Source organism: Pseudomonas khavaziana (assembly GCF_019145205.1).
GTDB classification, from domain to species: Bacteria; Pseudomonadota; Gammaproteobacteria; order Pseudomonadales; family Pseudomonadaceae; genus Aquipseudomonas; species Aquipseudomonas khavaziana.
This window is the reverse complement of record NZ_JAHSTT010000001.1, coordinates 909,477-933,049: the sequence shown is the minus strand read 5'-3', so window position 1 is coordinate 933,049 and position 23,573 is coordinate 909,477. Positions and strand designations below refer to the sequence as shown.

20 protein-coding genes are annotated in these 23,573 nt (G+C 60.8%); 8 read left to right on the top strand and 12 right to left on the bottom strand.

Annotated elements, in window-relative coordinates:
• Positions 1-4 precede the first annotated feature (4 nt).
• The 4 genes from pheA to mtnA all read right to left on the bottom strand — a co-directional run bounded on the left by pheA (position 5) and on the right by mtnA (position 6,563).
• On the bottom strand, positions 5-1,099 hold the full coding sequence (gene pheA / locus KVH01_RS04280; protein ID WP_217880557.1) for a prephenate dehydratase: 1,095 nt from the start codon (positions 1,097-1,099) through the stop codon (positions 5-7).
• A complete protein-coding gene (serC, locus tag KVH01_RS04275; protein ID WP_043047446.1) occupies positions 1,099-2,184 on the bottom strand; it encodes a 3-phosphoserine/phosphohydroxythreonine transaminase in 1,086 nt (361 codons plus the stop codon). Before serC ends, pheA begins: the two co-directional genes overlap by 1 nt.
• Positions 2,185-2,415: 231 nt before the next feature.
• A complete protein-coding gene (gene gyrA, locus KVH01_RS04270) occupies positions 2,416-5,070 on the bottom strand; it encodes a DNA gyrase subunit A (RefSeq protein ID WP_217880556.1) in 2,655 nt (884 codons plus the stop codon).
• 422 nt (positions 5,071-5,492) lie between these two features.
• Positions 5,493-6,563: an S-methyl-5-thioribose-1-phosphate isomerase gene (gene mtnA / locus KVH01_RS04265; RefSeq protein WP_217880555.1), complete on the bottom strand. Its 1,071-nt coding sequence runs from the start codon at positions 6,561-6,563 to the stop codon at positions 5,493-5,495.
• Positions 6,564-6,672: 109 nt separating this feature from the next.
• On the opposite strand from mtnA, the gene KVH01_RS04260 reads away from it, so the two are divergent.
• From KVH01_RS04260 to KVH01_RS04245, 4 genes are all read left to right on the top strand, one after another.
• Positions 6,673-8,004, top strand: a complete 1,332-nt coding sequence (locus KVH01_RS04260; RefSeq protein ID WP_217880554.1) for a TRZ/ATZ family hydrolase — start codon at positions 6,673-6,675, stop codon at positions 8,002-8,004.
• A gap of 64 nt (positions 8,005-8,068) precedes the next feature.
• Positions 8,069-8,767: a bifunctional 2-polyprenyl-6-hydroxyphenol methylase/3-demethylubiquinol 3-O-methyltransferase UbiG gene (gene ubiG, locus KVH01_RS04255; protein WP_003172645.1), complete on the top strand. Its 699-nt coding sequence runs from the start codon at positions 8,069-8,071 to the stop codon at positions 8,765-8,767.
• 4 nt (positions 8,768-8,771) lie between these two features.
• Complete coding sequence (mupP, locus tag KVH01_RS04250; RefSeq protein ID WP_217880553.1) at positions 8,772-9,443, top strand: N-acetylmuramic acid 6-phosphate phosphatase MupP; 672 nt, start codon at positions 8,772-8,774, stop codon at positions 9,441-9,443.
• A gap of 157 nt (positions 9,444-9,600) precedes the next feature.
• Positions 9,601-10,341 (top strand): YciK family oxidoreductase, encoded by a 741-nt coding sequence (locus KVH01_RS04245; RefSeq protein WP_043047451.1) that lies wholly within the window; start codon positions 9,601-9,603, stop codon positions 10,339-10,341.
• A gap of 135 nt (positions 10,342-10,476) precedes the next feature.
• Here the strand turns inward: KVH01_RS04245 and KVH01_RS04240 are convergent, their stop codons facing one another.
• The 6 genes from KVH01_RS04240 to KVH01_RS04215 are packed head-to-tail and all read right to left on the bottom strand — an operon-like array spanning position 10,477 to position 16,637.
• A complete protein-coding gene (locus KVH01_RS04240) occupies positions 10,477-11,991 on the bottom strand; it encodes an ABC transporter substrate-binding protein (RefSeq protein WP_217880552.1) in 1,515 nt (504 codons plus the stop codon).
• A gap of 32 nt (positions 11,992-12,023) precedes the next feature.
• Complete coding sequence (locus KVH01_RS04235; RefSeq protein ID WP_217880551.1) at positions 12,024-12,995, bottom strand: ABC transporter ATP-binding protein; 972 nt, start codon at positions 12,993-12,995, stop codon at positions 12,024-12,026.
• Positions 12,992-13,948 carry an ABC transporter ATP-binding protein gene (locus KVH01_RS04230; protein ID WP_217880550.1) on the bottom strand — a complete coding sequence of 319 codons (957 nt, stop codon included), beginning with the start codon at positions 13,946-13,948 and terminating at the stop codon, positions 12,992-12,994. The genes KVH01_RS04235 and KVH01_RS04230 overlap by 4 nt, the downstream gene beginning before the upstream one ends.
• Entirely contained in the window at positions 13,945-14,802 is an 858-nt protein-coding gene (locus tag KVH01_RS04225; RefSeq protein ID WP_217880549.1) for an ABC transporter permease, read from the bottom strand. The genes KVH01_RS04230 and KVH01_RS04225 overlap by 4 nt, the downstream gene beginning before the upstream one ends.
• The gene (locus KVH01_RS04220) at positions 14,799-15,746 is read right to left on the bottom strand and encodes an ABC transporter permease (RefSeq protein ID WP_217880548.1); all 948 of its coding nucleotides are present in this window, start codon (positions 15,744-15,746) and stop codon (positions 14,799-14,801) included. Before KVH01_RS04220 ends, KVH01_RS04225 begins: the two co-directional genes overlap by 4 nt.
• Before the next feature lie 3 nt (positions 15,747-15,749).
• Complete coding sequence (locus KVH01_RS04215; RefSeq protein WP_217880547.1) at positions 15,750-16,637, bottom strand: proline iminopeptidase-family hydrolase; 888 nt, start codon at positions 16,635-16,637, stop codon at positions 15,750-15,752.
• Positions 16,638-16,820: 183 nt separating this feature from the next.
• On the opposite strand from KVH01_RS04215, the gene KVH01_RS04210 reads away from it, so the two are divergent.
• A complete protein-coding gene (locus tag KVH01_RS04210; RefSeq protein WP_043047458.1) occupies positions 16,821-17,585 on the top strand; it encodes a LuxR family transcriptional regulator in 765 nt (254 codons plus the stop codon).
• A gap of 91 nt (positions 17,586-17,676) precedes the next feature.
• Positions 17,677-18,609, top strand: a complete 933-nt coding sequence (locus KVH01_RS04205) for a proline iminopeptidase-family hydrolase (RefSeq protein WP_217880546.1) — start codon at positions 17,677-17,679, stop codon at positions 18,607-18,609.
• Between the two features lie 96 nt (positions 18,610-18,705).
• Here the strand turns inward: KVH01_RS04205 and KVH01_RS04200 are convergent, their stop codons facing one another.
• Entirely contained in the window at positions 18,706-20,208 is a 1,503-nt protein-coding gene (locus tag KVH01_RS04200; RefSeq protein WP_124377003.1) for a nucleobase:cation symporter-2 family protein, read from the bottom strand.
• A 158-nt stretch (positions 20,209-20,366) separates the two neighbouring features.
• Between KVH01_RS04200 and KVH01_RS04195 the strand changes: the two genes are divergently transcribed.
• On the top strand, positions 20,367-21,200 hold the full coding sequence (locus KVH01_RS04195; RefSeq protein ID WP_217880545.1) for a nucleoside-binding protein: 834 nt from the start codon (positions 20,367-20,369) through the stop codon (positions 21,198-21,200).
• Between the two features lie 124 nt (positions 21,201-21,324).
• On the opposite strand, the gene punC is transcribed toward KVH01_RS04195, so the two are convergent.
• The gene (gene punC, locus KVH01_RS04190) at positions 21,325-22,515 is read right to left on the bottom strand and encodes a purine nucleoside transporter PunC (protein ID WP_217880544.1); all 1,191 of its coding nucleotides are present in this window, start codon (positions 22,513-22,515) and stop codon (positions 21,325-21,327) included.
• Between the two features lie 122 nt (positions 22,516-22,637).
• Here punC and punR point away from each other — a divergent pair, with 122 nt between their 5' ends.
• Entirely contained in the window at positions 22,638-23,552 is a 915-nt protein-coding gene (punR, locus tag KVH01_RS04185) for a DNA-binding transcriptional activator PunR (protein ID WP_217880543.1), read from the top strand.
• Positions 23,553-23,573: the final 21 nt, after the last annotated feature.

Sequence of the window (23,573 nt, the reverse complement as noted above, 5' to 3'; positions counted from 1 at the left end):
AGCCTCACAAAACCGCTTTCGGGTACGAGCCCAGCACCTTGAGTGCTACGGCTTCCTGACTGATTTTCTCCAGCACGCCCTTGACCAGTGGGTCGCGGTGATGGCCGATGAAGTCGATAAAGAACACATAAGTCCATTTACCGCTGCGCGAAGGACGCGTTTCGATGCGCGTCAGGTCAATCCCGTTATCGTGGAATGGCACCAACAGCTCATGCAGCGCGCCGGGCTTGTTGCTCATGGAGACGATGATCGAGGTCTTGTCGTCGCCGGTGGGCGGCACTTCCTGGCTGCCGATCATCAAAAAGCGCGTGGAGTTGTCCGGGCGGTCCTCGATCTTCTCGGCCAGGCGCGTCAGGCCGTACAGGCCCGCAGCCATATCACCGGCAATCGCCGCCGAATTCCACTCACCCTTGACCCGCTTGGCCGCTTCGGCGTTGCTGGATACCGCCACGCGCTCCACATTCGGGTAATGGGCGTCCAGCCACTTGCGGCACTGGGCCAGGGACTGGGCGTGGGAGTAGATGCGGCTGATGCTGTCGGTCTTGGTGTTCTCACCCACCAGCAGGTGATGGTGGATACGCAGCTCGACTTCGCCGCAGATCACCATGTCGTGCTCGAGAAAGCTGTCCAGGGTGTGGTTGACCGCGCCTTCGGTGGAGTTTTCCACCGGCACCACGCCAAAATTCACCGCCCCGGCCGCCACTTCGCGGAACACTTCGTCGATGGCCGCCATCGGCTTGCTGATCACCGCGTGGCCGAAGTGCTTCATGGCTGCGGCCTGGGTGAAGGTGCCTTCCGGGCCGAGGTAAGCCACTTTCAGCGGCTGCTCCAGCGCCAGGCACGAGGACATGATTTCACGGAACAACCGCGCCATCTCTTCGTTACCCAACGGGCCCCTGTTGCGCTCCATCACGCGCTTGAGCACCTGGGCTTCACGCTCAGGCCGGTAGAACACCGGCACTTCGCCTTCTGCCAGGGACGCCATTTTCACCCGTGCCACTTCCTGGGCACAGCGCGCTCGCTCACTGATCAGCTCCAGGACTTTCTCGTCCAGGCTATCAATGCGTATACGCAGGGCCTTGAGTTCTTGCTCAGACATTAGCCGTGTTCCTTTTCGAACTCTGCCATGTAGGCCACCAACGCGTTGATCGCGTGGATGTCGACAGCGTTGTAGATGGAGGCGCGCATGCCGCCGACCGAACGGTGGCCCTTGAGGTTCAGCAGGCCGCGCGCGTCGGCACCGGCCAGGAATGGCTTGTCCAGGCGATCATCGGCCAGGCGGAACGGCACGTTCATCCACGAGCGGTCAGTGAGGTTGATCGGGTTGCTGTACAAGCCGCTGGCGTCGATGAAGTCGTACAGGGTGCGCTTCTTCTCTTCGTTGCGCTTGCCCATGGCAGCCACACCGCCCTGCTCTTTGAGCCATTCGAACACCAGGCCCGAGAGGTACCAGGCGAACGCTGGTGGGGTGTTGTACATCGAGCCGTTATCGGCCGCAACCTTGTAGTTGAGCATGGTCGGGCACAGCGAGCGCGCGCGACCGAGCAGGTCTTCGCGGATGATATTGACCAGGATGCCGCTCGGGCCGATGTTCTTCTGCGCACCGGCGTAGATCATGCCGTATTTGGATACGTCGATCGGGCGCGAAAGGATGTCCGAAGACATGTCGCACACCAGCGGCACGTCACCCACTTCCGGCACCCAGTCGAATTCCAGGCCGCCAATGGTTTCGTTCGCTACGTAGTGGACGTAGGCCGCATCCTTCGAAAGCTTCCACTCGTTCTGACCTGGAATGGCGAAGTAGTCGTAGGGCTTGGCGGTGCCTGCCACATTGACGTGACCGTAGCGCGATGCCTCTTCAATGGCTTTCTGCCCCCAGATCCCGGTGTCGATATAGTCGGCAGTGCCATCTTCCGGCAACAGGTTCAGCGGCAGTTGAGCGAACTGCTGGCTCGCACCACCTTGCAGAAACAGCACTTTGTAGTCGGATGGGATGTCCAGCAAGTCGCGCAGGTCCTGCTCGGCCTTGGTGGCGATGGATACGAACTCATCGCTGCGATGGCTCATTTCCATCACGGAGAGGCCTTTTCCATGCCAGTCGAGGAGTTCACCCTGCGCACGCTGCAGGACTGCTTCAGGAAGCGCCGCGGGACCGGCACAGAAGTTATAGGCTCTCTTGCTCACATCCAATCTCACTCTGATCTGGTGGTAGTCACGCAAACATATCAGGCGACACCCGATCCAATGTGGGAGCGGGCTTGCTCGCGAAAGCGGTGGGTCAGTCAGCTGATATGCCGCTGACACTCCGCAATCGGGAGCAAGCCCCCTCCCACAGTTGGATTTTCATCGCTGTCGATATTTCCATCCGGACAAACAACAAGGGGGCGAATCTTCATCCGCCCCCTGTGTGTCCGCTTATTCCTGCGGCTCTTCTTCGCCTGCGGCAGCATCGAGGGTTGGCTCGTCGACGCTGTCATCGCCAGCTGCGATTACCTCGTCGTCGAATTCCTCGCCTTCCAGCTCTTCACCTTCAACTTCCGAAGGCTCCTGCACACGCTCAAGACCGACGAGTTTTTCGTCCTTGGCCAGCTTGATCAGCGTCACGCCCTGGGTGTTACGGCCCAGGCTCGAGACTTCAGCCACGCGGGTACGCACCAGGGTGCCCTGGTCGGAAATCAGCATGATCTCTTCGCCATCGAGCACCTGCACCGCGCCGACCAGACGGCCGTTGCGGTCGTTGCTGACCATGGCGATCACGCCCTGGCCGCCACGCTTGTATTCCGGGAACTCGCTGATGGCGGTGCGCTTGCCATAACCACGCTCGGAAGCAGTGAGGATCTGGCTGCCTTCTTCCGGGATCAGCATCGAAATCAGCTTCTGCCCTTCTGGCAGGCGCATGCCACGCACACCGCGGGCGGTACGGCCCATGGCACGCACGTCGGATTCCTTGAAGCGGGTGACCTTGCCGCCGTCGGAGAACAGCATGACTTCGCGCTCGCCATCGGTAATGGCGGCGGAAATCAGTACGTCGCCTTCGTCCAGCTCCAGGGCGATCAGGCCCACGCTGCGTTGACGGCTGAAGGATTCCAGCGGGGTCTTCTTCACGGTGCCCTTGGCGGTGGCCATGAAGATGAAGTGACCTTCGGTGTACTCCTCGACCGGCAGCATGGTGGTGATGTATTCATCACTGTCCAGCGGCAGCAGGTTGACCAGTGGGCGACCACGGGCGGCGCGGGAAGCTTCCGGGATTTCGTAGGTTTTCAGCCAGTACACCTTGCCCTTGCTGGAGAACAGCAGCAGCGTGGTGTGGCTGTTGGCCACCAGCAGGTGAGCGATGTAGTCCTCATCCTTGACGCCGGTAGCCGACTTGCCTTTACCGCCACGGCGCTGGGCCTGGTACGCAGCCAGCGGCTGGGTCTTGGCATAGCCGCCGTGGGAGATGGTCACCACACGTTCTTCTTCCGGGATCATGTCACCCAGGGTCAGGTCGAGGCGCGCATCGAGGATTTCGGTGCGGCGCACGTCGCCGTATTCGGCGCGGATCACTTCCAGCTCTTCGCGGATCACTTCCATCAGGCGCACGGCGCTGCTGAGGATGCGGATCAGCTCGCCGATCTGGTTGAGGATCTCCTGGTACTCGGCCAGCAGCTTCTCGTGCTCAAGGCCCGTGAGGCGGTGCAGGCGCAGTTCCAGGATAGCCTGGGCCTGTTCCGGCGACAGGAAGTACTTGCCTTCGCGCAGGCCATACTGTGGGTCCAGGGTCTCCGGACGGCACGAGTCGGCGCCGGCACGTTCAACCATTGCCACCACGGCGCTGGATTCCCAAGGCGTGCTGATCAGCGCTTCCTTGGCTTCCGACGGGGTTGGCGAGGCCTTGATCAAGGCGATGACCGGATCGATGTTCGACAGCGCAACGGCCTGGCCTTCCAGGATATGGCCTCGTTCACGAGCCTTGCGCAGTTCGAATACGGTACGGCGGGTCACCACTTCGCGGCGGTGACGTACGAAGGCTTCCAGCAGGTCCTTGAGGTTCAGGATGCGTGGGCGGCCGTCGATCAGAGCAACTACGTTGATACCAAACACGCTTTGCAGCTGGGTCTGGGCGTAGAGGTTGTTGAGGATCACCTCAGGCACTTCGCCACGACGCAGCTCGATCACTACGCGCATGCCGTCCTTGTCGGACTCGTCGCGCAGCTCGGTGATGCCTTCGAGCTTCTTCTCTTTAACCAGCTCGGCGATCTTCTCGATCAGGCGCGCCTTGTTCAGCTGGTACGGAAGTTCGGTGATGACGATCTGTTGGCGGCCACCGACCTTGTCGATGTCTTCGATCATCGAGCGGGCGCGCATGTAAATGCGCCCGCGACCGGTGCGGTAGGCTTCGATGATGCCGGCGCGACCGTTGATGATCGCGGCGGTCGGGAAGTCCGGGCCGGGGATGTATTGCATCAGCTCATCGACGGTCAGCTCCGGGTTGTCGATAAGGGCCAGGCAACCGTCGATGACTTCACCGAGGTTGTGCGGCGGGATGTTGGTGGCCATGCCCACGGCAATACCGCTGGAACCGTTGACCAGCAGGTTGGGGATGCGGGTGGGCATGACAGCCGGGATCATTTCGGTGCCGTCGTAGTTCGGCACCCAGTCCACGGTTTCTTTATGCAGGTCGGCCAGCAGTTCGTGCGCCAGCTTGGTCATGCGCACTTCGGTGTATCGCATGGCCGCGGCGTTGTCGCCGTCGACCGAACCGAAGTTGCCCTGGCCGTCTACCAGCAGGTAGCGCAGGGAAAACGGCTGGGCCATCCGAACGATGGTGTCGTACACCGCAGTGTCGCCGTGAGGGTGATACTTACCGATCACGTCACCGACAACACGGGCAGATTTCTTGTACGGCTTGTTCCAGTCGTTACCCAGCTCGCTCATCGCGAACAGCACACGCCGGTGCACGGGCTTCAAGCCATCGCGTGCATCAGGCAGTGCCCGACCGACAATTACGCTCATCGCGTAGTCGAGGTAGGACTGTTTCAGCTCGTCTTCGATATTGACCGGGAGGATTTCTTTGGCCAGTTCGCCCATGAGAAGCCTGATTCCTTTTTCGGGTGAAACTTCGTCGCATCCATATGGGACGAACGAAGCTCGCCGCTGCCGGCACGGTGCCTGACAACGACTTACGACAAATCAACGAGTTATGACACGGATCTGCACGTTATGGGCCACCCCTCGGGGTGGCCCTGGAAACCGCCGGATGTTATCACAATCGCCGCCACGCACCTATCCCCCTGATGCGCATGGAGACTAGTAATTTGACGGATGACAGGCTTGAGGGCGACGAGAGGGGCTCAGAGGTGGGGTGGTGCTTTTTTTGAGGCTGGATCTGGATGCTTTATTGACTTCAAGGGCCAATCGGGGGCAAGCCCCCTCCCACATTTGACGGTGTTCACAATTCAAGTGTGGGAGGGGACTTGCTCCCGATTGCTATTTCACAGACACCACAGGCCTCAATGCAGCCGCTTACGGCACATCAACCTGGCCAACTTGGCAGTATCCGGCCGCTCGACCACGCCCTTCTCAGTCACGATCACGTCAATCAGGTCAGCCGGGGTGACATCGAATACCGGATTAATAGCCTCTACCGTCAAGCGCTGCCCCATTACCTCCAGCAATTCGCCGGGATCACGCGCCTCCAGCGCAACGTCATCGCCAGTAGCCATCATCAGGTCGAGGGTCGAGCTTGGCGCCACCACCATGAAGCGCACGCCGTGGTGCATGGCGCAGACGGCCAACTGATAAGTGCCAATCTTGCTGACCACATCGCCATTGGCGGCAATGCAGTCGGCGCCGACAATCACCCAGGTCACGCCCTTGGTCTTGAGGATATGCGCCCCCGCCGAGTCGGCATTCACCGTCACCGGGATACCGTCGCCCGCCAGCTCCCAGGCAGTCAGCCGCGAGCCTTGCAGCCAGGGCCGGGTCTCGTTGACATAGACTTGCTCGACCAACCCTTCAAGGAACGCTGCGCGAATAACCCCGAGGGCCGTGCCGACGCCGCCCGTGGCCAAAGCGCCAGTGTTGCCATGAGTCAGGATCGCCTGGGCGTTGCCTTGGTGCTTGCGAATCCGCTCCATGCCTAGCTGGGCCATAACGAAATTGGCCTCCCGGTCGCTTTCATGAATCGCAATGGCTTCGGCTTCCAGCACCGCCAGCGGATCGGCGTGCTTCTTGAGGCGGTCCAGGCGGTCGCGCATGCGCTGCAAGGCCCAGAACAGGTTCGAGGCAGTAGGTCGGGTATCGGCTAACAGTGCGTAGTCTTCTTCCCAGGCAGCTTGCCAGTCACCGCCTTGAGCGATGCGCTCACGGGCAGCCAGCACCAAGCCATACGCGGCGCAGATGCCAATGGCCGGCGCGCCCCGTACCAGCATCGAGCGGATGGCATCGGCCACTGCCTCTACGGTACGGCAGGCTACCCAGCTTTCCCGGGACGGCAAAACACGCTGATCGAGCAGATACAGCGCGCCATCACGCCAATCGATGGCCTTCACGTTCTCTGCAGCCAACAGTCGGTCGCGCATCCCTTACCCCGCACTCATGAACAAAAGCCGCGGATTATAGCGATCCGCCAGCCAGGACGCTCGGGTATACTTCGCCCTTCTTTTATAGCTGCCTGGGAAGAAGCCTGCGATGACCACCTCTGCCGCCCCGCTCGACTTGCTGCTGCTGCCGACCTGGCTGGTACCCGTCGAACCTGCCGGCGTAGTGCTCAAGGAGCATGGCCTGGGCATCCGCGACGGGTGCATTGCCTTTATCGGCCCGCGGGCTGCGGCATTGAAGCTTGCGGCCAAGGAAGTGCGGGAGCTGCCCGGCATGCTGCTCAGCCCCGGCCTGATCAACGCCCACGGCCATGCAGCCATGAGCCTGTTCCGTGGCCTGGCCGACGACCTGCCGCTGATGACCTGGCTGGAAAAACACATCTGGCCCGCCGAAGCCAAGTGGGTCGATGAAGCCTTCGTGCGCGACGGTACCAACCTGGCCATCGCTGAACAGCTCAAGGGCGGCATCACCTGCTTTTGCGACATGTACTTCTACCCCAAGGTCGCCAGCGACTGCGTGCACAACAGCGGCATGCGCGCGCAGATCGCGATGCCGATCCTCGATTTCCCGATTCCCGGCGCCAGCAGTGCCGACGAGGCGCTTCGCCAGGCTATCGAGCTATTCGGCGACCTCAAGCATCACCCGCGCATCAAGATCGCCTTTGGCCCTCACGCGCCCTACACCGTGAGCGATGCCAATTTGGAGAAAATCCGCGTGGTCGCCGAGGAGCTGGACGCCACGATCCATATGCATGTGCATGAAACCGCCTTCGAAGTGCAGCAAGCCGTGGAGCAGACCGGCGAGCGGCCACTGGCGCGCCTGGGTCGCCTCGGCTTGCTGGGGCCGCGCTTCCAGGCCGTTCATATGACCCAAATCAGCGAGGATGACCTGGCTTTACTGGTAGAAAGCAACACCAGCGTTATCCATTGCCCGGAATCGAACCTGAAACTCGCCAGCGGCTTTTGCCCGGTGGAGCGCTTGTGGCAGGCAGGGGTCAATGTGGCCGTCGGCACCGACGGCGCCGCCAGCAACAATGACCTGGACCTGCTGGGCGAAACCCGCACCGCCGCGATGCTGGCCAAGGCCGTCGCCGGTTCGGCCACCGCCCTGGATGCGCACCGCGCCCTGCGTATGGCGACCCTCAACGGCGCGCGCGCCATGGGTCTGGAAAGCCAGATTGGCTCGCTGGAAGTGGGCAAGGCAGCAGATATGGTCGCCTTTGATTTGTCGGGGCTGGCGCAACAACCGATCTACGATCCGGTCTCACAGCTTATATATGCCACCGGGCGCGATTGCGTGAAACACCTTTGGGTCGCCGGCAAGCCATTGCTCGACGATCGGCAATTGACCCGCATGGATGAACAACAGTTGACCGCCACGGCCATCGCCTGGGGCCAACGCATCAGCGGGCACAGCGAATAACGAAGGTGCTGGCCCCTGCGTTCAGCACCGACATAGCGATTTATCAGATTCTAGAGGATTCACCATGAGCAACGTCGACCACGCCGAAATCGCCAAGTTCGAAGCCCTGGCCCACCGCTGGTGGGACCGCGAAAGCGAGTTCAAGCCCCTGCACGACATCAACCCGCTGCGGGTCAACTGGATTGACGAACGCGTCAACCTGGCCGGCAAAAAAGTGCTGGACGTCGGTTGCGGCGGCGGCATCCTCAGCGAAGCCATGGCCCAGCGCGGCGCCACGGTGATGGGCATCGACATGGGCGAAGCGCCCCTGGCCGTGGCCCAGTTGCACCAGCTGGAATCCGGCGTGAGCGTGGAATACCGCCAGATCACCGCCGAAGCCCTGGCCGAGGAAATGCCCGAGCAGTTCGACGTGGTCACCTGCCTGGAGATGCTGGAGCACGTACCCGACCCATCCTCGGTGATCCGTGCGTGTTTCCGCATGGTCAAGCCCGGCGGCCAGGTGTTCTTCTCCACCATCAACCGCAACCCCAAGGCTTACCTGTTCGCGATCATCGGCGCCGAATACATCATGAAGCTGCTGCCGCGTGGCACCCATGACTTCAAGAAATTCATCCGCCCTTCCGAGCTGGGCGCGTGGAGCCGACAGGCCGGGCTGACGGTCAAGGACATCATCGGCCTGACCTACAACCCGCTGACCAAGCACTACAAGCTGGCCAGCGACGTTGACGTCAACTACATGATCCAGACCCTGCGCGAGGAGTAAGCCTGTGAAGTTGCGAGCGGTTCTCTTCGACATGGACGGTACCCTGCTGGATACCGCGCCGGACTTTATCGCCATCTGCCAGGCCATGCGCGCCGACCGGGGCCTGGAGCCGATCAGCCCGCAGCATATCCGCGATGAGATTTCCGGCGGAGCGCGGGCAATGGTCGCGGTGACCTTCTCGATGGACCCGGAATCACCCGGCTTTGAAGCATTGCGCCTGGAATTCCTCGAGCGCTACCTCAAGGACTGTGCAGTTCACAGCAAACTGTTCGACGGCATGGCGGAGCTGCTGGAAGACATCGAGAAAGCCAAGCTGATCTGGGGCGTAGTCACCAACAAGCCCGTGCGCTTTGCCGAACCGATCATGCAGCGACTGGGCCTGGCCGAGCGTTCGGCCGTGCTGATCTGCCCGGACCACGTGAAGAACAGCAAGCCGGACCCCGAGCCGATGATCCTGGCGTGCAAGATGCTCGACCTGGACCCGGCCAGCGTGCTGTTCGTCGGTGATGACCTGCGCGATATCGAGTCCGGCCGCGGCGCCGGCACCCGCACGGCGGCGGTGACCTACGGCTATATCCACCCGGATGACAACCCACGTCACTGGGGCGCGGATGTGGTGGTGGACCACCCGCTGGAGCTGCGCAAGGTGCTGGATAACGCGCTGTGCAGTTGCTGAAGCGCTATCACCCACCTGTAGGAGCGAGCTTGCTCGCGAAGAATCCGAGGACGACGCGTTTATCCTGATCCCCCGCGTTATCGTTAACGTTTTTCGCGAGCAAGCTCGCTCCTACAGAAGGCACGTGGATTTTCTGTGAATTTTGTCGAGGCTATTTATGTTTGATTACTCCGCACCTCCAGAACTGCTCAAAGGCCGGATCATCCTGGTAACCGGCGCCGGTCGCGGGATTGGCGCGGCAGCGGCGAAGACCTATGCCGCCCATGGCGCTACCGTGCTGTTGCTGGGCAAGACCGAAGCCAATCTGGCCCAGGTGTATGACGAGATCGAAGCCGCCGGCCACCCGCAACCGGTGGTGATCCCGTTCAACCTGGAGACCGCCCTGCCCCATCAGTACGATGAGTTGGCGGCGATGATCGAAAAGGAATTCGGCCACCTCGACGGCCTGCTGCACAATGCCTCGATCATTGGCCCGCGCACGCCCATCGAGCAGTTGTCCGGCGAGAATTTCATGCGGGTGATGCATGTGAACGTCAACGCGATGTTCATGCTGACCGCCACCTTGCTGCCGTTGCTCAAGCTGTCCCAGGATGCGTCGGTGGTGTTCACCTCCAGCAGCGTCGGGCGTAAGGGCCGTGCCTATTGGGGTGCCTATGGGGTGTCGAAATTCGCCACCGAAGGGCTGATGCAGACCCTGGCCGATGAGCTTGAGGATGTGGCGGCAGTACGCTCGAACAGCATCAACCCCGGCGGCACGCGCACCAGCATGCGGGCCCAGGCGTATCCAGGGGAAAATCCGATGGAGCGGCCGGCACCGGAAGAGATCATGCCGGTGTACCTGTACCTGATGGGGCCGGACAGTGCCGGCATCAATGGGCAGGCGTTCGACGCGCAATAATAGACATACATAAGTATTAAATGTGGGAGGGGGCTTGCTCCCGATAGCGGTGGGCCAGCCAATAAATGCATTGACTGACACTCAGCTATCGGGAGCAAGCCCCCTCCCACATTTGTATCGGGTGTTCTCTGGAACTCAGTTTTTCACGACCTCTTCAAGGGTGAAACGCCCCAACGGGTTCTGCAGGAAGTTGCTCACATTCTTGCGTGAGATGTTGATATACGGGCTGTAGTACAGGTCAATCCAGTTCACATCCTGTTTCGCCAGTTTCTGCAACTCCACATACATTTGCTCGCGCTTGGCCGGGTCTGCCTCGACCCGTGCAGCCGCGACCAACGCCTTGACCTTGTCGTTCTTGTAGCGAGTCATGTAGTTCTGGTTAGTGTCGTGTCCCAGGACGAAGGTGGTCTTCTGGTCCGGGTCGAGGATGTCGTTGGTCCAGTACATCACCGAAATATCGTACTCACCGTCCACCAGCATCTGCCAGCTTTGGGTCGGGTCGACCTTTTGCAGGTTGGCGGTGACGCCGACCTTGGCCAACTGGTCCTTGATGATCACCGCAATCTGCTCGTCGGCCTCATTGCCGGCATTGACCACGTAGTTGAGCTTCAAGTCCTTGGCGCCGGCCTCTTCCAGCAGCTTTTTCGCCGCCGTAGGGTCATAGGGGCGTTGCAGGTTATTGGCATAGTGGTACAGCGAGCCTTTTGGAATGTAGGAATAGGCCACGGTGCCTTGACCGTAAGTGGCGGCCTTCACCAGTGATTGCTTGTCGATGGCCATGTCCAGGGCCTCGCGCACTTGCGGCTTGGCCAGCAGGCCGTGCTCGTGGTTGATCAACAGGTGATCTTCACGGGTGGACGGGTCGGAGTGGATCACCACATTTTTGTCTTTCTTAAGCTCTTCAACCCGCGAGAACGGCACGAAGATCGCCGTGTCGAGTTCGTTGTTCTGCACCATGCGCATGCGCGTGTTGTCATCGGTTACCGACACCCACTCCACGCCGTCGAGGCTGACGTTGCTGGCCTGCCAGAAGTTCGGGTTCTTCTTGAGGATGACCCGGTCGCCCTTACGCCATTCTTCCACGGTAAACGCACCGGAAGTCACCGGGTTTTCCGAGTAGGCGTCTTCGCCCAGGGTGTTCATGGCTTTTTCCGACAGGATCGACACCGTCGGCGACGCCAATTGCGAGAGGAAAGCCACCGCCGGGGTTTTCAGGGTCACCACCAGGGTCTTCGGATCGCTGGCCTTGGCGGTGTTGATCAGGCTGAACGGGTCGCTCCACAACGACGCCTTGTTGTCGCGGATGCGCAGCAGGCTGAACGCGGCATCATCGGCGGTGATCTTTGATCCGTCGGAGAACTTCGCCTCACGCAGTTTGAAGGTGTAGGTCAGGCCGTCCTTGGAAATCTCCCAGCTTTCGGCCAGGCCTGGTTCCATCTTGGTGCCCAGGTTATCCACGCGCACCAGGGTGTCGTAGACGTTGGCAAACACCCAGGTGTCGCGGTTTTGCGCGCTTTTGATCGGGTCAAAGGTGGTGCTGTCTTCACGGCAGCCGATGGTGAGAACACCAGCGGCCTGGGCCAGGCCAGCGGTCAGCGACCAAGCGGTCAGCGTGGCGGCGGCGAGCAATTTCAAGTGGCGCGATTGCATATCACAACTCCTTGTTAATGAATGGCAGAGGGTCAAAGCAAAGGTTCTTCAAGCACGCAACTGTACCGATGCTCGTGCAGGAAATGGGTCGGCGGCAACACCACCGAACACATCGCTCGGGCATGCCGGCAACGTGGATGAAAGGCGCAACCTGCAGGCAAATCCAACGGGCTCGGCGGCTCGCCGGGCAACGGCTGCGCGGGCAACGGCCGATGCGGATCGATCTCGGGAATCGCCTCGATCAACGCCGCTGTATACGGATGACGCGGCGCGGTAAACACCGCTTCCACCGGCCCTTCTTCGACGATCTTGCCCAGGTACATCACCGCCACGCGGTCGCACAGGCGCCGCACGATGGCCAGGTCATGGGCGATAAACAGGATCGCCAGGTTCATGCGCTGTTGCAGTTCCAGCAGCAGGTTGATGATCTGGCCCTGGATCGATACATCCAGCGCCGCCACACATTCGTCGGCAATGATCAGGCGTGGCTCCACCGCCAGCGCCCGGGCAATACCGACGCGCTGGCACTGGCCGCCACTGAGTGAGCCTGGGTTGCGCGTGGCCAACTCGGGGCGCAGGCCAACCAGTTCCAGTAGCTCATTGACCCGCGCCGGGATCTGCGCCACCGCCACCTTGCGCTGCACGCGTAGCACCTCGGCAATGATCTCGCCGATGCTCTGGCGTGGGTTCAGCGCAGCGTAGGGGTCTTGGAAAATCATCGCGGTTTCGTGGCGCAGGCGAGCGATGTCGATGGCGCTGCCATGGGCCATGTCGACACCGTCAAACAACACCTGCCCGGCGCTGATCGGGTTGAGGTGCAGAATCGCCCGGCCCAGGGTGCTCTTGCCACTGCCAGATTCGCCCACCAAACCCAGGGTTTCACCGGCGGCCAGATTCAGCGACACGCCATTCACCGCCCTCACCCACTGCTTGTTGAGGCCGAACAGGCCAGTGCCGGACGCGGCAAAGCGCACCTCCAGGTCCTTGATCTGCAACAGGCTCATGGGCGCTCTCCCAACGGATAGTGACAGGCCACGCGTGCGCCCTGGGGCAACACCTCGGCACATAAGGTACCGGCCTGGGGGCAGCGCGGGTGGAAGCGGCAACCATCGGGCAATGCATCCAGCAACGGCGGCTGGCCGGGGATAGTGCGCAACAAGGCATGGCCGCTGCTGTGGGCCGGCTGGCAGTCGATCAGGCCTGCGGTATACGGATGTTGCGGGTGCGCCAGCAGCTCGTATTTGCTGCCATGCTCGCACAGGCGCCCGGCGTACATTACCGCGATGGCGTCGCACGTCTGCGCCACTACGCCAAGGTCATGGGTGATCATGATGATCGACAGTCCACGCTGGTCACGCAGGTCGAGCAACAGGCGCAGGATTTGCGCCTGCACCGTCACATCCAGGGCCGTGGTCGGCTCATCGGCGATCAGCACTTTGGGGTTGCAGCCCAGGGCTACAGCAATCATCGCGCGCTGGCGCATGCCACCGGAAAACTCATGGGGGTAGTTGTCGACCCGCGCCTTGGGGTCAGGGATCCCAACCTGGCGCAGCACCTCAATGGCCTGCAAGCGTGCGTCTTTTTTCGATGCACCTTGATGCAGGCGAATGCCTTCGGCGATCTGCTCGCCGATGCGCATCAGCGGGTCCAGGTGGCTGCCGGGGTTCTGGAAGATCATACCCAGTTGCCCGCCTCGCACAGCGCGCATGCCAGCATCGTCGAGCTGCAACAGGTCCTGGCCGGCCAAGCTCACGGCGGTGCCTTGCACGCGTAGATTCGCAGAGGGCAGCAGGCGTATCAGGCCACGACAGGCCATGGTCTTGCCGGACCCGCTCTCACCCACCAAGCCGAGGATTTCACCTTCGGCCAGGTCGAAGGACACGCGATCCACCAGGGTGACATCGCGCCCGCCGTTATTGGCGATCACGCTGAGGTCACGCACTTGCAGCAGGCTCATGAGCGATCCCCCAACACTTGGGCGACGCCATCAGCCAACAGGCTGAAACCCATGGCCAGGGTCACGATGGCCAGGCCCGGGAACGTACAGATCCACCAGGCGGTGGTGATAAAGGCTTGCCCCTCGGCCACCATCGTCCCCCACTCGGCGGTAGGCGGTTGCACGCCCAGGCCCAGGTAACTCACGGCGGCGCCGTTGAGCAGCACCAATACTGCGTCGGACATGGAAAACACAATGGAGCCAAATAGCGCGTTGGGCAGCAAATGCCGGAACAGAATGCGCCCATGGCCAAAGCCCAGGCTCTTGGCGGCCAAGGCAAACTCGCTTTCCTTGAGCACCAGGATCTGCGAGCGGATCAGCCGCGCATACGACACCCAACCCACCAGCGCCATGGCGATATAGAAACTCTTCAAGCCCGGCCCGAGGATAGCCATGATCGCCAGCATCAGCACCAGGAACGGAAACGCCAGGACCACATCGATCACACGCATGCAGAAGCTGTCGAAACGCCCGCCGACATAACCGGACACCGCACCGATGAAGGTGCCGATGATGAACGGGAAGATCACCCCGACAACCGCCAGTTGCAGGTCGATGCGCGCACCCCAGATAACCCTCGAAAGGATATCCCTGCCGTAGTTATCAGTGCCAAACGGATGTGCCAGGCTGGGAGCCAGCAAACTCATGTCGGTGTTCTGCGCGATAGGATCGAAAGGTGCGATCCACGGCGCAAACAGCGCCAGGGCCAGCCATGCCAACAGGATCAACAGGCCCCACGCGGCGGTCAGTCGACCGTTGCGAAAGCCAAAGCGCAGGCGCAAGCGCCATGGGGCGATCAGTGGGCGGCTGCTCATTGCATCTTCACCCGTGGGTCGAGGGCCACCGTCACCACGTCGGCAATGAAATTGACCACCACCGTGGCACACGCCAGCACCATCGCCACGCCCTGCACCACCATGTAGTCACGGGTGAAGATGCCGCGCACCAGCAACTGGCCGATGCCCGGGATAGCGAACAGACTTTCGATGACCACCGTGCCGCTGATCAGCCAGCCAATGTTGACCGCCAGCAGGTTGACCGCCGGCACCAGGGAGTTGGGCAGCACATGTCGACGAAACACCACGGCCTCCGACAGGCCCCGCGCTCGGGCGGCGGTAACAGGATCGGCCTGCAACTCCATCAGCATGCTCGCGCGCAGGTTGCGCACCAGCACCGCCGCCAGTGCCAGGGCGATGGTCAGGCAGGGCAAAACCATATGGTGCGCCTTGTCCAGCCAGGTGCGACCGTAGCCGGACACCGGGAACAAACCCCATTGCACACTGAACAGCAGGATCAGCATCAACCCCAGCCAGAACGCCGGCATGCCCAGGCCGACCGTGGTAAAAACGCGGATCAGGTTATCCGCCCAACCGCCTTTGTTGCGTGCCGCCACTGTCGCCAACGGCACCGCGATCAACAACGCCAGGACCACGCTGCCCAGCACCAGCATCAGCGTCGGCTCGATACGGGTCACGATCAGTTTCAGGGCATCGACCTTGTACAACAGCGATTGACCGAGATCGCCCTTGAGCAGGTTTTTCAGAAAGTAGAAATATTGCAGCCACAAGGGCTGGTCGAGGCCGAACTGGGCGCGGATTTTCAGCAGGGCATCCGGCGTGCTGCGTGAGCCCAGCAGCGCTCGCGCCGGGTCGCCGGGGATCGAGCGCACCAGCACAAAGGTGATCAGGCTGATGCCAAACAGCACCGGCAGCAGTTGCAGCGGCCGGGACAGGACAAAACGGTAACGCGCCAAGTTCATGCGTCAACCTCGGTGGCGAGCGAGAAAGTCCAGCAGCACCGGGAAGTACGCCTGGGGCTCCTCGTAAAATGGCATATGGCTGCTGTTGGGGAACACATGCAATTGGGCATGCCGGGCCGCCAGCTTCATGCGCATGGCACAGGCGGGGGTGAGTTCGTCGTGCTGGCCGGTGGTAATCAGGATCGGCATCGTGAACCCGGCCATTTCCTCGAGGCGGTTCCAATCCTTGAGGTTGCCGATATAAAGGAACTCGTTGGGGCCTTGCATGGTTTCGTAGGGGCCCATGTTCCAGTCGTCCAGGGAGCGCTTGAGCGGCTCCGGCCATTGGTCGAGGCGGCACACGTGACGATAGTTGAGCAAGGTGATGGCAGCCTGGTATTGCGGGTGGTCGAGGGTGCCCATGGCTTCGTGGCGTTGCATCATGGCCACGGTTTCGCTGCCCAGCGCCCCGCGCAAGCGTTCGAGTTCCCGGGACAAATGCGGGATGTCGCCGACGGTGTTTTCCAGGATCAGGCTTTTCAGGGCATCGGGGTAATGGATGGCATATTCGATACCCAACCAGCCGCCCCAGGAGTGCCCGAGCAAATGCACGCGGCCCAGATCCAGGGCTTGGCGCACGGTCTCGACTTCTTCGACATAACGGCGAATTTCCCACAGGGCGGTATCGGTCGGTCTGGCTGATGCGCCCGTGCCAAGCTGGTCGAATGCAACCACTCGCAGGTTATGCGCTTTGAGCCAGCCATGGGCGTCGCGCAGATAGTCACACGGCAGGCCCGGCCCGCCGTTGAGACACAGCAGCACCTCATCACCTTCGCCGAAGCTGTAGACCACGAGGTTGTGGCCGTCGACTTGCACGTTGTACTGCTGGTCGGGGGCAATTTCACGCCACATGCATACATTCCTTGTGTTGTATCGGCCTGGCGGGTAGCGGCCGTTTATCAGGTAAACACTACCGAGGATGCCGTGCGTCCATAACCTAGTATTTCTTATAGGTTTGGCCTGGCAGTCCTTCGCCGGGGCGTGGCATTCTACTTGCCGCAAGTCGAGATTCAAATGAATTCGGGAGCAGAACGGATGCTGGCCAAGCTGACCGCCTTCAATAATCGCCTCATGCCAGGCAGGAGCCTGGATGAACAGATGGACAATACGTTTATCCTGGCCCAACAACTGGGCTTCGATGCGTTGGTGTATGACTACACGCCGGTGCCCATCGACCTCAATGGCACGCTGATCACGCCCTCGGTGTTGCAGTTGCGCAACACCCCGCCGGACTGGCATGCCTTGTGGTGCAGCGAAGGGTTCTACCAGATCGATCCGGTGCAGCACCTGGCGTTGAGCACGGTATCGCCGTTTGTCTGGTCCTATGAAGCGAAGACAGAGACAGCCCTGCAGAAGATCATCGACCCGTGCCACGCGCCCGTGTCCTCTTACTTGCACGAACGTGAGCTGACCTGTGGCGTCAGCGTCCCTATTCACCTGCCCCGGGGCGGCTTCGCGTCGCTGACCGGGTTGCGCACCGGCAAGGCGCGCACGGTATTGAAGGACGCACAACATACGTTGGCCGATTTCAGCCTGATTACCCATGCCCTGCAGGAAGCAGCCTACCCGCTGTTCAGCAAGGAACTGCGGGCCTATCCGCATATCCACCTGACCAAACGCGAACGCGAATGCCTGAAATGGGCCGCCGACGGCCTGACCGCTGCCGAAATCGCCACGCAATTGAGTCGTTCGCTGGCGGTGGTCACCCTGCACCTGGCCTCGGCCATGCACAAACTGGGGGCCAAGAACCGCGTACAGGCAGTGGTGCGGGCTACCCATTACCGCTTGCTGGAAGGCTGACTACCGGAAAAACCTAGCTGTTTTGCTAGTTACCTAAACTTTTTGTTCAGACTATCGTAGCCCTGATCCTTTTTTCAGAGCGGGGCACGAAATGGAATTCATCGAAAAAGTTCGCGAAGGCTATGCGCCCTTTGGCGCGTATCAGACCTGGTATCGCGTCACGGGCGACCTGAGCACAGGCCGTACGCCGTTGGTGATCATCCATGGCGGCCCGGGCTGCACCCACGATTACGTCGATGCCTTCAAGGACGTCGCCGCCAGCGGCCACGCGGTGATTCACTATGATCAGTTGGGCAATGGCCGCTCCACGCACTTGCCAGATAAAGACCCATCGTTCTGGACCATCAGCCTGTTCCTCGACGAGTTGAACAACCTGCTGGACCACCTGCAGATCAGCGATAACTACGCGATCCTCGGCCAATCCTGGGGCGGCATGCTGGGCAGCGAACACGCGATCCTGCAGCCCAAGGGCCTGCGCGCGTTTATTCCTGCCAACTCACCGACCTGCATGCGCACCTGGGTCAGCGAAGCCAACCGCCTGCGCAAGTTGTTGCCTGAGGGCGTGCACGAAACCCTGCTCAGGCACGAGCAGGCCGGCACCTATCAAGATCCGGAATACTTGGCCGCCTCGCGGATTTTCTATGATCAGCATGTGTGCCGCGTCAAACCTTGGCCGGAAGAAGTGGCGCGCACCTTCGCCCAGGTCGATGCAGACCCCACGGTGTACCACGCCATGAGCGGCCCGACCGAATTCCACGTAATCGGTAGCTTGAAGGACTGGAACGTGATCGGTCGTCTGGCGGCAATCAAGGTGCCGACCCTGGTGATTTCCGGCCGGCATGACGAGGCCACGCCACTGGTGGTCAAGCCGTTCCTGGATGAAATCCCGGACGTGCGCTGGGCATTGTTTGAAGACTCCAGCCACATGCCCCATGTTGAAGAACGCCAGGCGTGCATGGGGACAGTGGTGAAGTTTCTGGATGAGGTGTGTTCAATGCCGCACAAAGCCCGCAAGGCTGGCTAGATTCCAATGTGGGGGCTTGCTCCCGATGACGGTGTATCAGTCAATAGCTTCAGTGGCTGACACACTGCTATCGGGAGCAAGCCCCCTCCCACATTTTTAGACCTCTGTGGTTTCGGGTTTTGTAGCTTTCTTTGAGGTATCCGCTACCAACGGAATCTCCTTGCCCTCTGCATCAAACAACTTCCCGCCCCTGTAGTAATCCCCGTCACGCAACGCGGCCACATCGCGGAAGCACAAACTGCGTTCAGTCCCGGCCACAAACACTGACTGCTGGTCCGAGTTACCGGCGGTGAAGTGGTTGAAGGCCAGGTTCAGCAGGATCGCCATGATCGCCGACGAACTGATGCCCGAATGGAAGATGGTCGCGAACCAGCTTGGAAAGTGATCATAGAAGCTCGGCGCGGCGATTGGGATCATGCCGAAGCCAATGGACGTGGCCACGATGATCAGGTTCATGTTGTTGCGGTAATCCACCTTGGACAGCGTGCGGATCCCACTGGCCGCCACCGTGCCGAACAACACAATACCTGCACCGCCCAGCACCGAGGTTGGCACTGCGGCGATTACCCGGCCCATGAACGGCAACAGGCCAAGCACCACCAGGAATACCCCGCCGGTAGCCACTACAAATCGGCTTTTCACTCCAGTCACCGCCACCAGGCCAACGTTCTGGGCGAACGCGCTTTGGGTGAAGGAACCGAAGATCGGCGCAAACATACTCGACAACATATCGGCACGCAGGCCATTGCCCAGGCGCTTGGAATCCACCTTGGTGTCGATGATCTCACCCACCGCCAGGATATCCGCCGAGGTTTCCACCAGGGTCACCATCACCACGATGCACATGGAGATGATCGCTGCCACATGAAAGGTCGGCATGCCGAAATGGAAAGGTGTGGGGAAGCCGAACATCGGCCCCTGGGTCACCCCGGAGAAGTCAGCCATGCCGAGCAGCACCGCGATCACCGTGCCGATCACCATCGCCAGCAGGATCGACAAGCGCGAGATGGTGGCGCTGCCGATTTTGCTCAACAACAGCACCAACACCAGGGTCAATGCGGCCAGGCCGATATTCGACATGCTGCCGAAATCCGCCGCACGGCTGTTGCCGCCCATGGCCCAGCGCGCCGCCACGGGCATCAGGGTCAGGCCGATGGTGGTGATCACAATGCCGGTCACCAGCGGCGGGAAAAACTTGGTGATCCGCGAGAACACCGGGGTGATCAACAGGCCGATCAACGAAGCGGCCATGACTGCGCCGAGAATCGCCGGGATCCCTCCCGCACCGTCACTGCCGACAATCGCCACCATGGTGGCCACGCCCGCGAACGACACGCCCTGCACCAGCGGCAATTGACAGCCGAAGAACGGCAGGCCAAGGGTTTGCAACAAGGTGGCCAGGCCACCGGCAAACAGCGATGCCGCGATCAACAGGCCGATATCCGCAGGCGACAGCCCGGCTGCCTGGCCGACGATCAACGGCACGGCGACGATGCCGCCGTACATGGTGAGCACATGCTGCAGGCCGTAAGCCATGTTGGCGGCGACGCCCAGGTTCTCGTCTTCGGGCCGCTGCGGTGACGCCTTCGGGATAGTCATGGTGAGAGGTTCTCTGTTTTTGTTGTGCGCTCACTGTATGCAATGTTAAGACTGTATGTCCATAGAGTTGTATACAATCAATCGAACAAGATACCCTCCCGCGGCGTTACAAAAATAATCCGGCCGTCACGAGCCACAACGCCAAAGGACCAACAATAATGAAAAAGGCAATACAGGGCGCCACCGTCGCATTGACCCTTCTCGGCGGCGGCGAGGCTGTCGCGGTGGAGTGGATGAACAACAGCGTAGGATTTCGCTACGGCCAGCACTTCACCAACCCAAACAACCCCGACGATTTCAGCAAGCGCATCTACAGCTTTACCCACGCCAGCGGCTACCGCTATGGCAGCAACTTCCTCAACCTGGATGTGTTCCTGTCCGACAGCCGCGACCCGCGCAAGGGCACCGATCACGGCGGCAGCGAGGTGTACGCCGTGTACCGGCACCAGCTGTATGCCTCGCGGGTGTTCGACCTGCCGCCGGGCACTGGCCTGATCAAGGATTACGCGCTGACCCTGGGTTTTGACGCCAACCGCAACAACAACTTCGCCTCAGCCAAAAAGCGCGCTCTGGTGATCGGCCCGACCTTCAAGTTCAACACCGTCGGCGTACTGGACCTGAGCCTGATGTACTACAAGGAAAGGAACCACACCGGCATCCCCGGCGCGCAAGAGTCGAACCATACGTTCGACGACACCTACATGCTCAACCTGACCTGGATGCGCCCTTTCGAGGTTGGCAGCCACGCGGCGAAGTTCCAGGGGTTTATCAATTATGTCGGGGACAAAGGCGAGGATTACCATGGCCGCGATACCGCGCCTGAAGGGCTGATGCGTACGGCGTTGATGGTGGCGGTACGGCCGGGTAAAAGCGTCAAGCCGAACCTGTACTTGGGGGTGGGCTATGAATACTGGCATAACAAATTCGGTGTGGACGGGGGGCGGGGAACCCGCACCTCAACACCCACCCTGAACATGGAAGTGACGTTCTAACTGAATAAATTCAGGACCAATGTGGGAGGGGGCTTGCTCCCGATAGCGGTATGTCAGTGGCAAATGTGCTGGCTGATACACCGCTATCGGGAGCAAGCCCCCTCCCACATTTTTGATCACATTGTCACTTCAAATCAGTTGCCAGCTCGGAGCAATCTGCTTTCGGCCGCGCCAACCAATACCCCAACACCGCCAATGGCGCCGTCGCCAACATCACAATCACCGTAATCATCAGCGGTTGCTCGATCATCGACGACACCAACAAGCTGGCCAGGAAGCACAGCCCCAGTTGCAGAGTGTTTTGCAGTGCCGCGGCCTTGCCGGAGTTTTCTGCAAACGGCATCAGCGCATTCGCGACCACAATCGGGTAGCTGGCGCCGTTGCACAGCGCCATCAGGCAGAACGGGATCAGCAAGGTGGTCAGGGTCGGCACGCTCAGGGTAGCTACTAGGTACAACGCCACCATGCTCAAGCAATACGCAGCCAGCAACCACGGCAACAGGGTTTTGCCCGGCAAACGCTGCAGGGCGCTGCGGCAACTATAGCCACCGACGAGAAACGCCAGGGTCGGCAACACGTAGCTGAGACCGATGTCATTCGGGCTGTAGCCCATGCCACCAAGGATGAACGGCGAGGCCGTAAGCCAGGCGAAGAAGCTGGCTGAGCAGGCAGCGAAGATCATCACATTGCCGGTAAACACTTTAGAGGTGAGCAACTCCCCATAACCGAGGCGCGTAGGGGCACCCTCCTGTTCAAGACGCTTGGGCAGGCTGCGCAGGAACAGCGTTGGCAACAGCAGCAACAGCGACACCACCAGCAACACGCCGAAGATCGCCTGCCAGCCAAAGTGATTCAACACCAGGGCGCCCAACAATGGCGCGAGGGCCGGCGACAGCGACATCAACGGCATGATGCTGGCGAATACGCGGTGGGCCTTGTCGGCCGGGTAGCGATCGATCACCAAGGCCTGCCAACTTACGGCGGCAGCACATACGCCAATCGCCTGGATAAAGCGCAGGGCCAGCAATTGCGGCGCGGTCTCGACCCAGAACATACCCAGGCACCCAAGCACAAACAGGCTCAGGCCCGCGAGCAGGATCGGCTTGCGCCCGAGGCGATCCGACAACGGCCCCCACACCAACTGCCCCACCGCAAAGCCGGCGAGGAAAATGCTCAAGCTGGCACCCACTGCGCCGGCGCCAATCTGTAACTGCTCGCCCATGGCGCCAAACGCCGGCAAGTACATGTCCATGGCGAGATAACCGAGCATGCTCAGCCCCGCCAGGTACCAGGTAAAACCAAAAGAATTTTTCATCGAAGCCTTGTAGATACTGCCATCAAACTATTTGCTGACTGGCGTCCATTATGAAGCTGACAATATGTGTGTGAAGCGATAATAATTGGACGCTCTTATCAATATTTTTGAAGGCAACTTTCATGTGGTCAGAATATTCCCTGGATGTAGTCGATGCAGTTGCCCGCCACGGCAGCTTCAGCGCCGCCGCCCAGGAACTGCACCGCGTGCCATCGGCCATCAGCTACACGGTACGTCAGCTTGAGGAATGGCTGGCCGTGCCCTTGTTTGTGCGCAGGCATCGCGACGTAGAGTTGACGCCCGCCGGCCGCCTGTTTATCGACGAAGCCCGCGGCGTGATGAAAAAAATGCTTGGCACCCGGCGCTTGTGCCAACAGGTGGCCAATGGCTGGAGCGGCCAATTGAAGGTGGCCGTGGATTCCATCGTCAAACCCCAGCGTTGTCGTCAACTGGTGCTGGACTTCTATCGGCAGTTTCCCGAAGTGGAATTGCTGCTTGAGTACGAGGTGTACAACGGTGTGTGGGATGCGCTGGCCGATGAGCGCACCGACATCGTGATCGGCGCCACCAGCGCGGTACCGGTGGCCAGCCACTTTAGCTTCCGCGACATGGGCCTGTTGAACTGGCTGTGTGTGGTCAGTGCCCGGCACCCGTTGGCGGCGGTAGAAGGTTTGCTCAGCGATGACCAGCTACGCCCCTTCGCCTCACTCTGCATGACCGACACCTCGCGCAACCTGCCCAAGCGTGACACCTGGACCCTGGATAACCAGCGCCGCCTGGTGGTACCCAACTGGGCTTCGGCGCTGGATTGCCTGCGCGATGGCCTGTGTGTGGGCATGGCCCCGGCCCATCAGGTGTTGCCGTGGATCGAAAAGGGCGAGTTGGTGGCGCTGCAATTAAGCCGACCGTTCCCGGCCAGCCCGTCGTGTGTGGCCTGGGCGCAGAGCAAGTTTTCACCGGCCATGGCGTGGTTGCTGGAGTATCTGGGGGATACGCAGACCATGAACCAGGAATGGCTGAATGGCCCCACCCTCTGAACCCTACACAGAACCACTGTG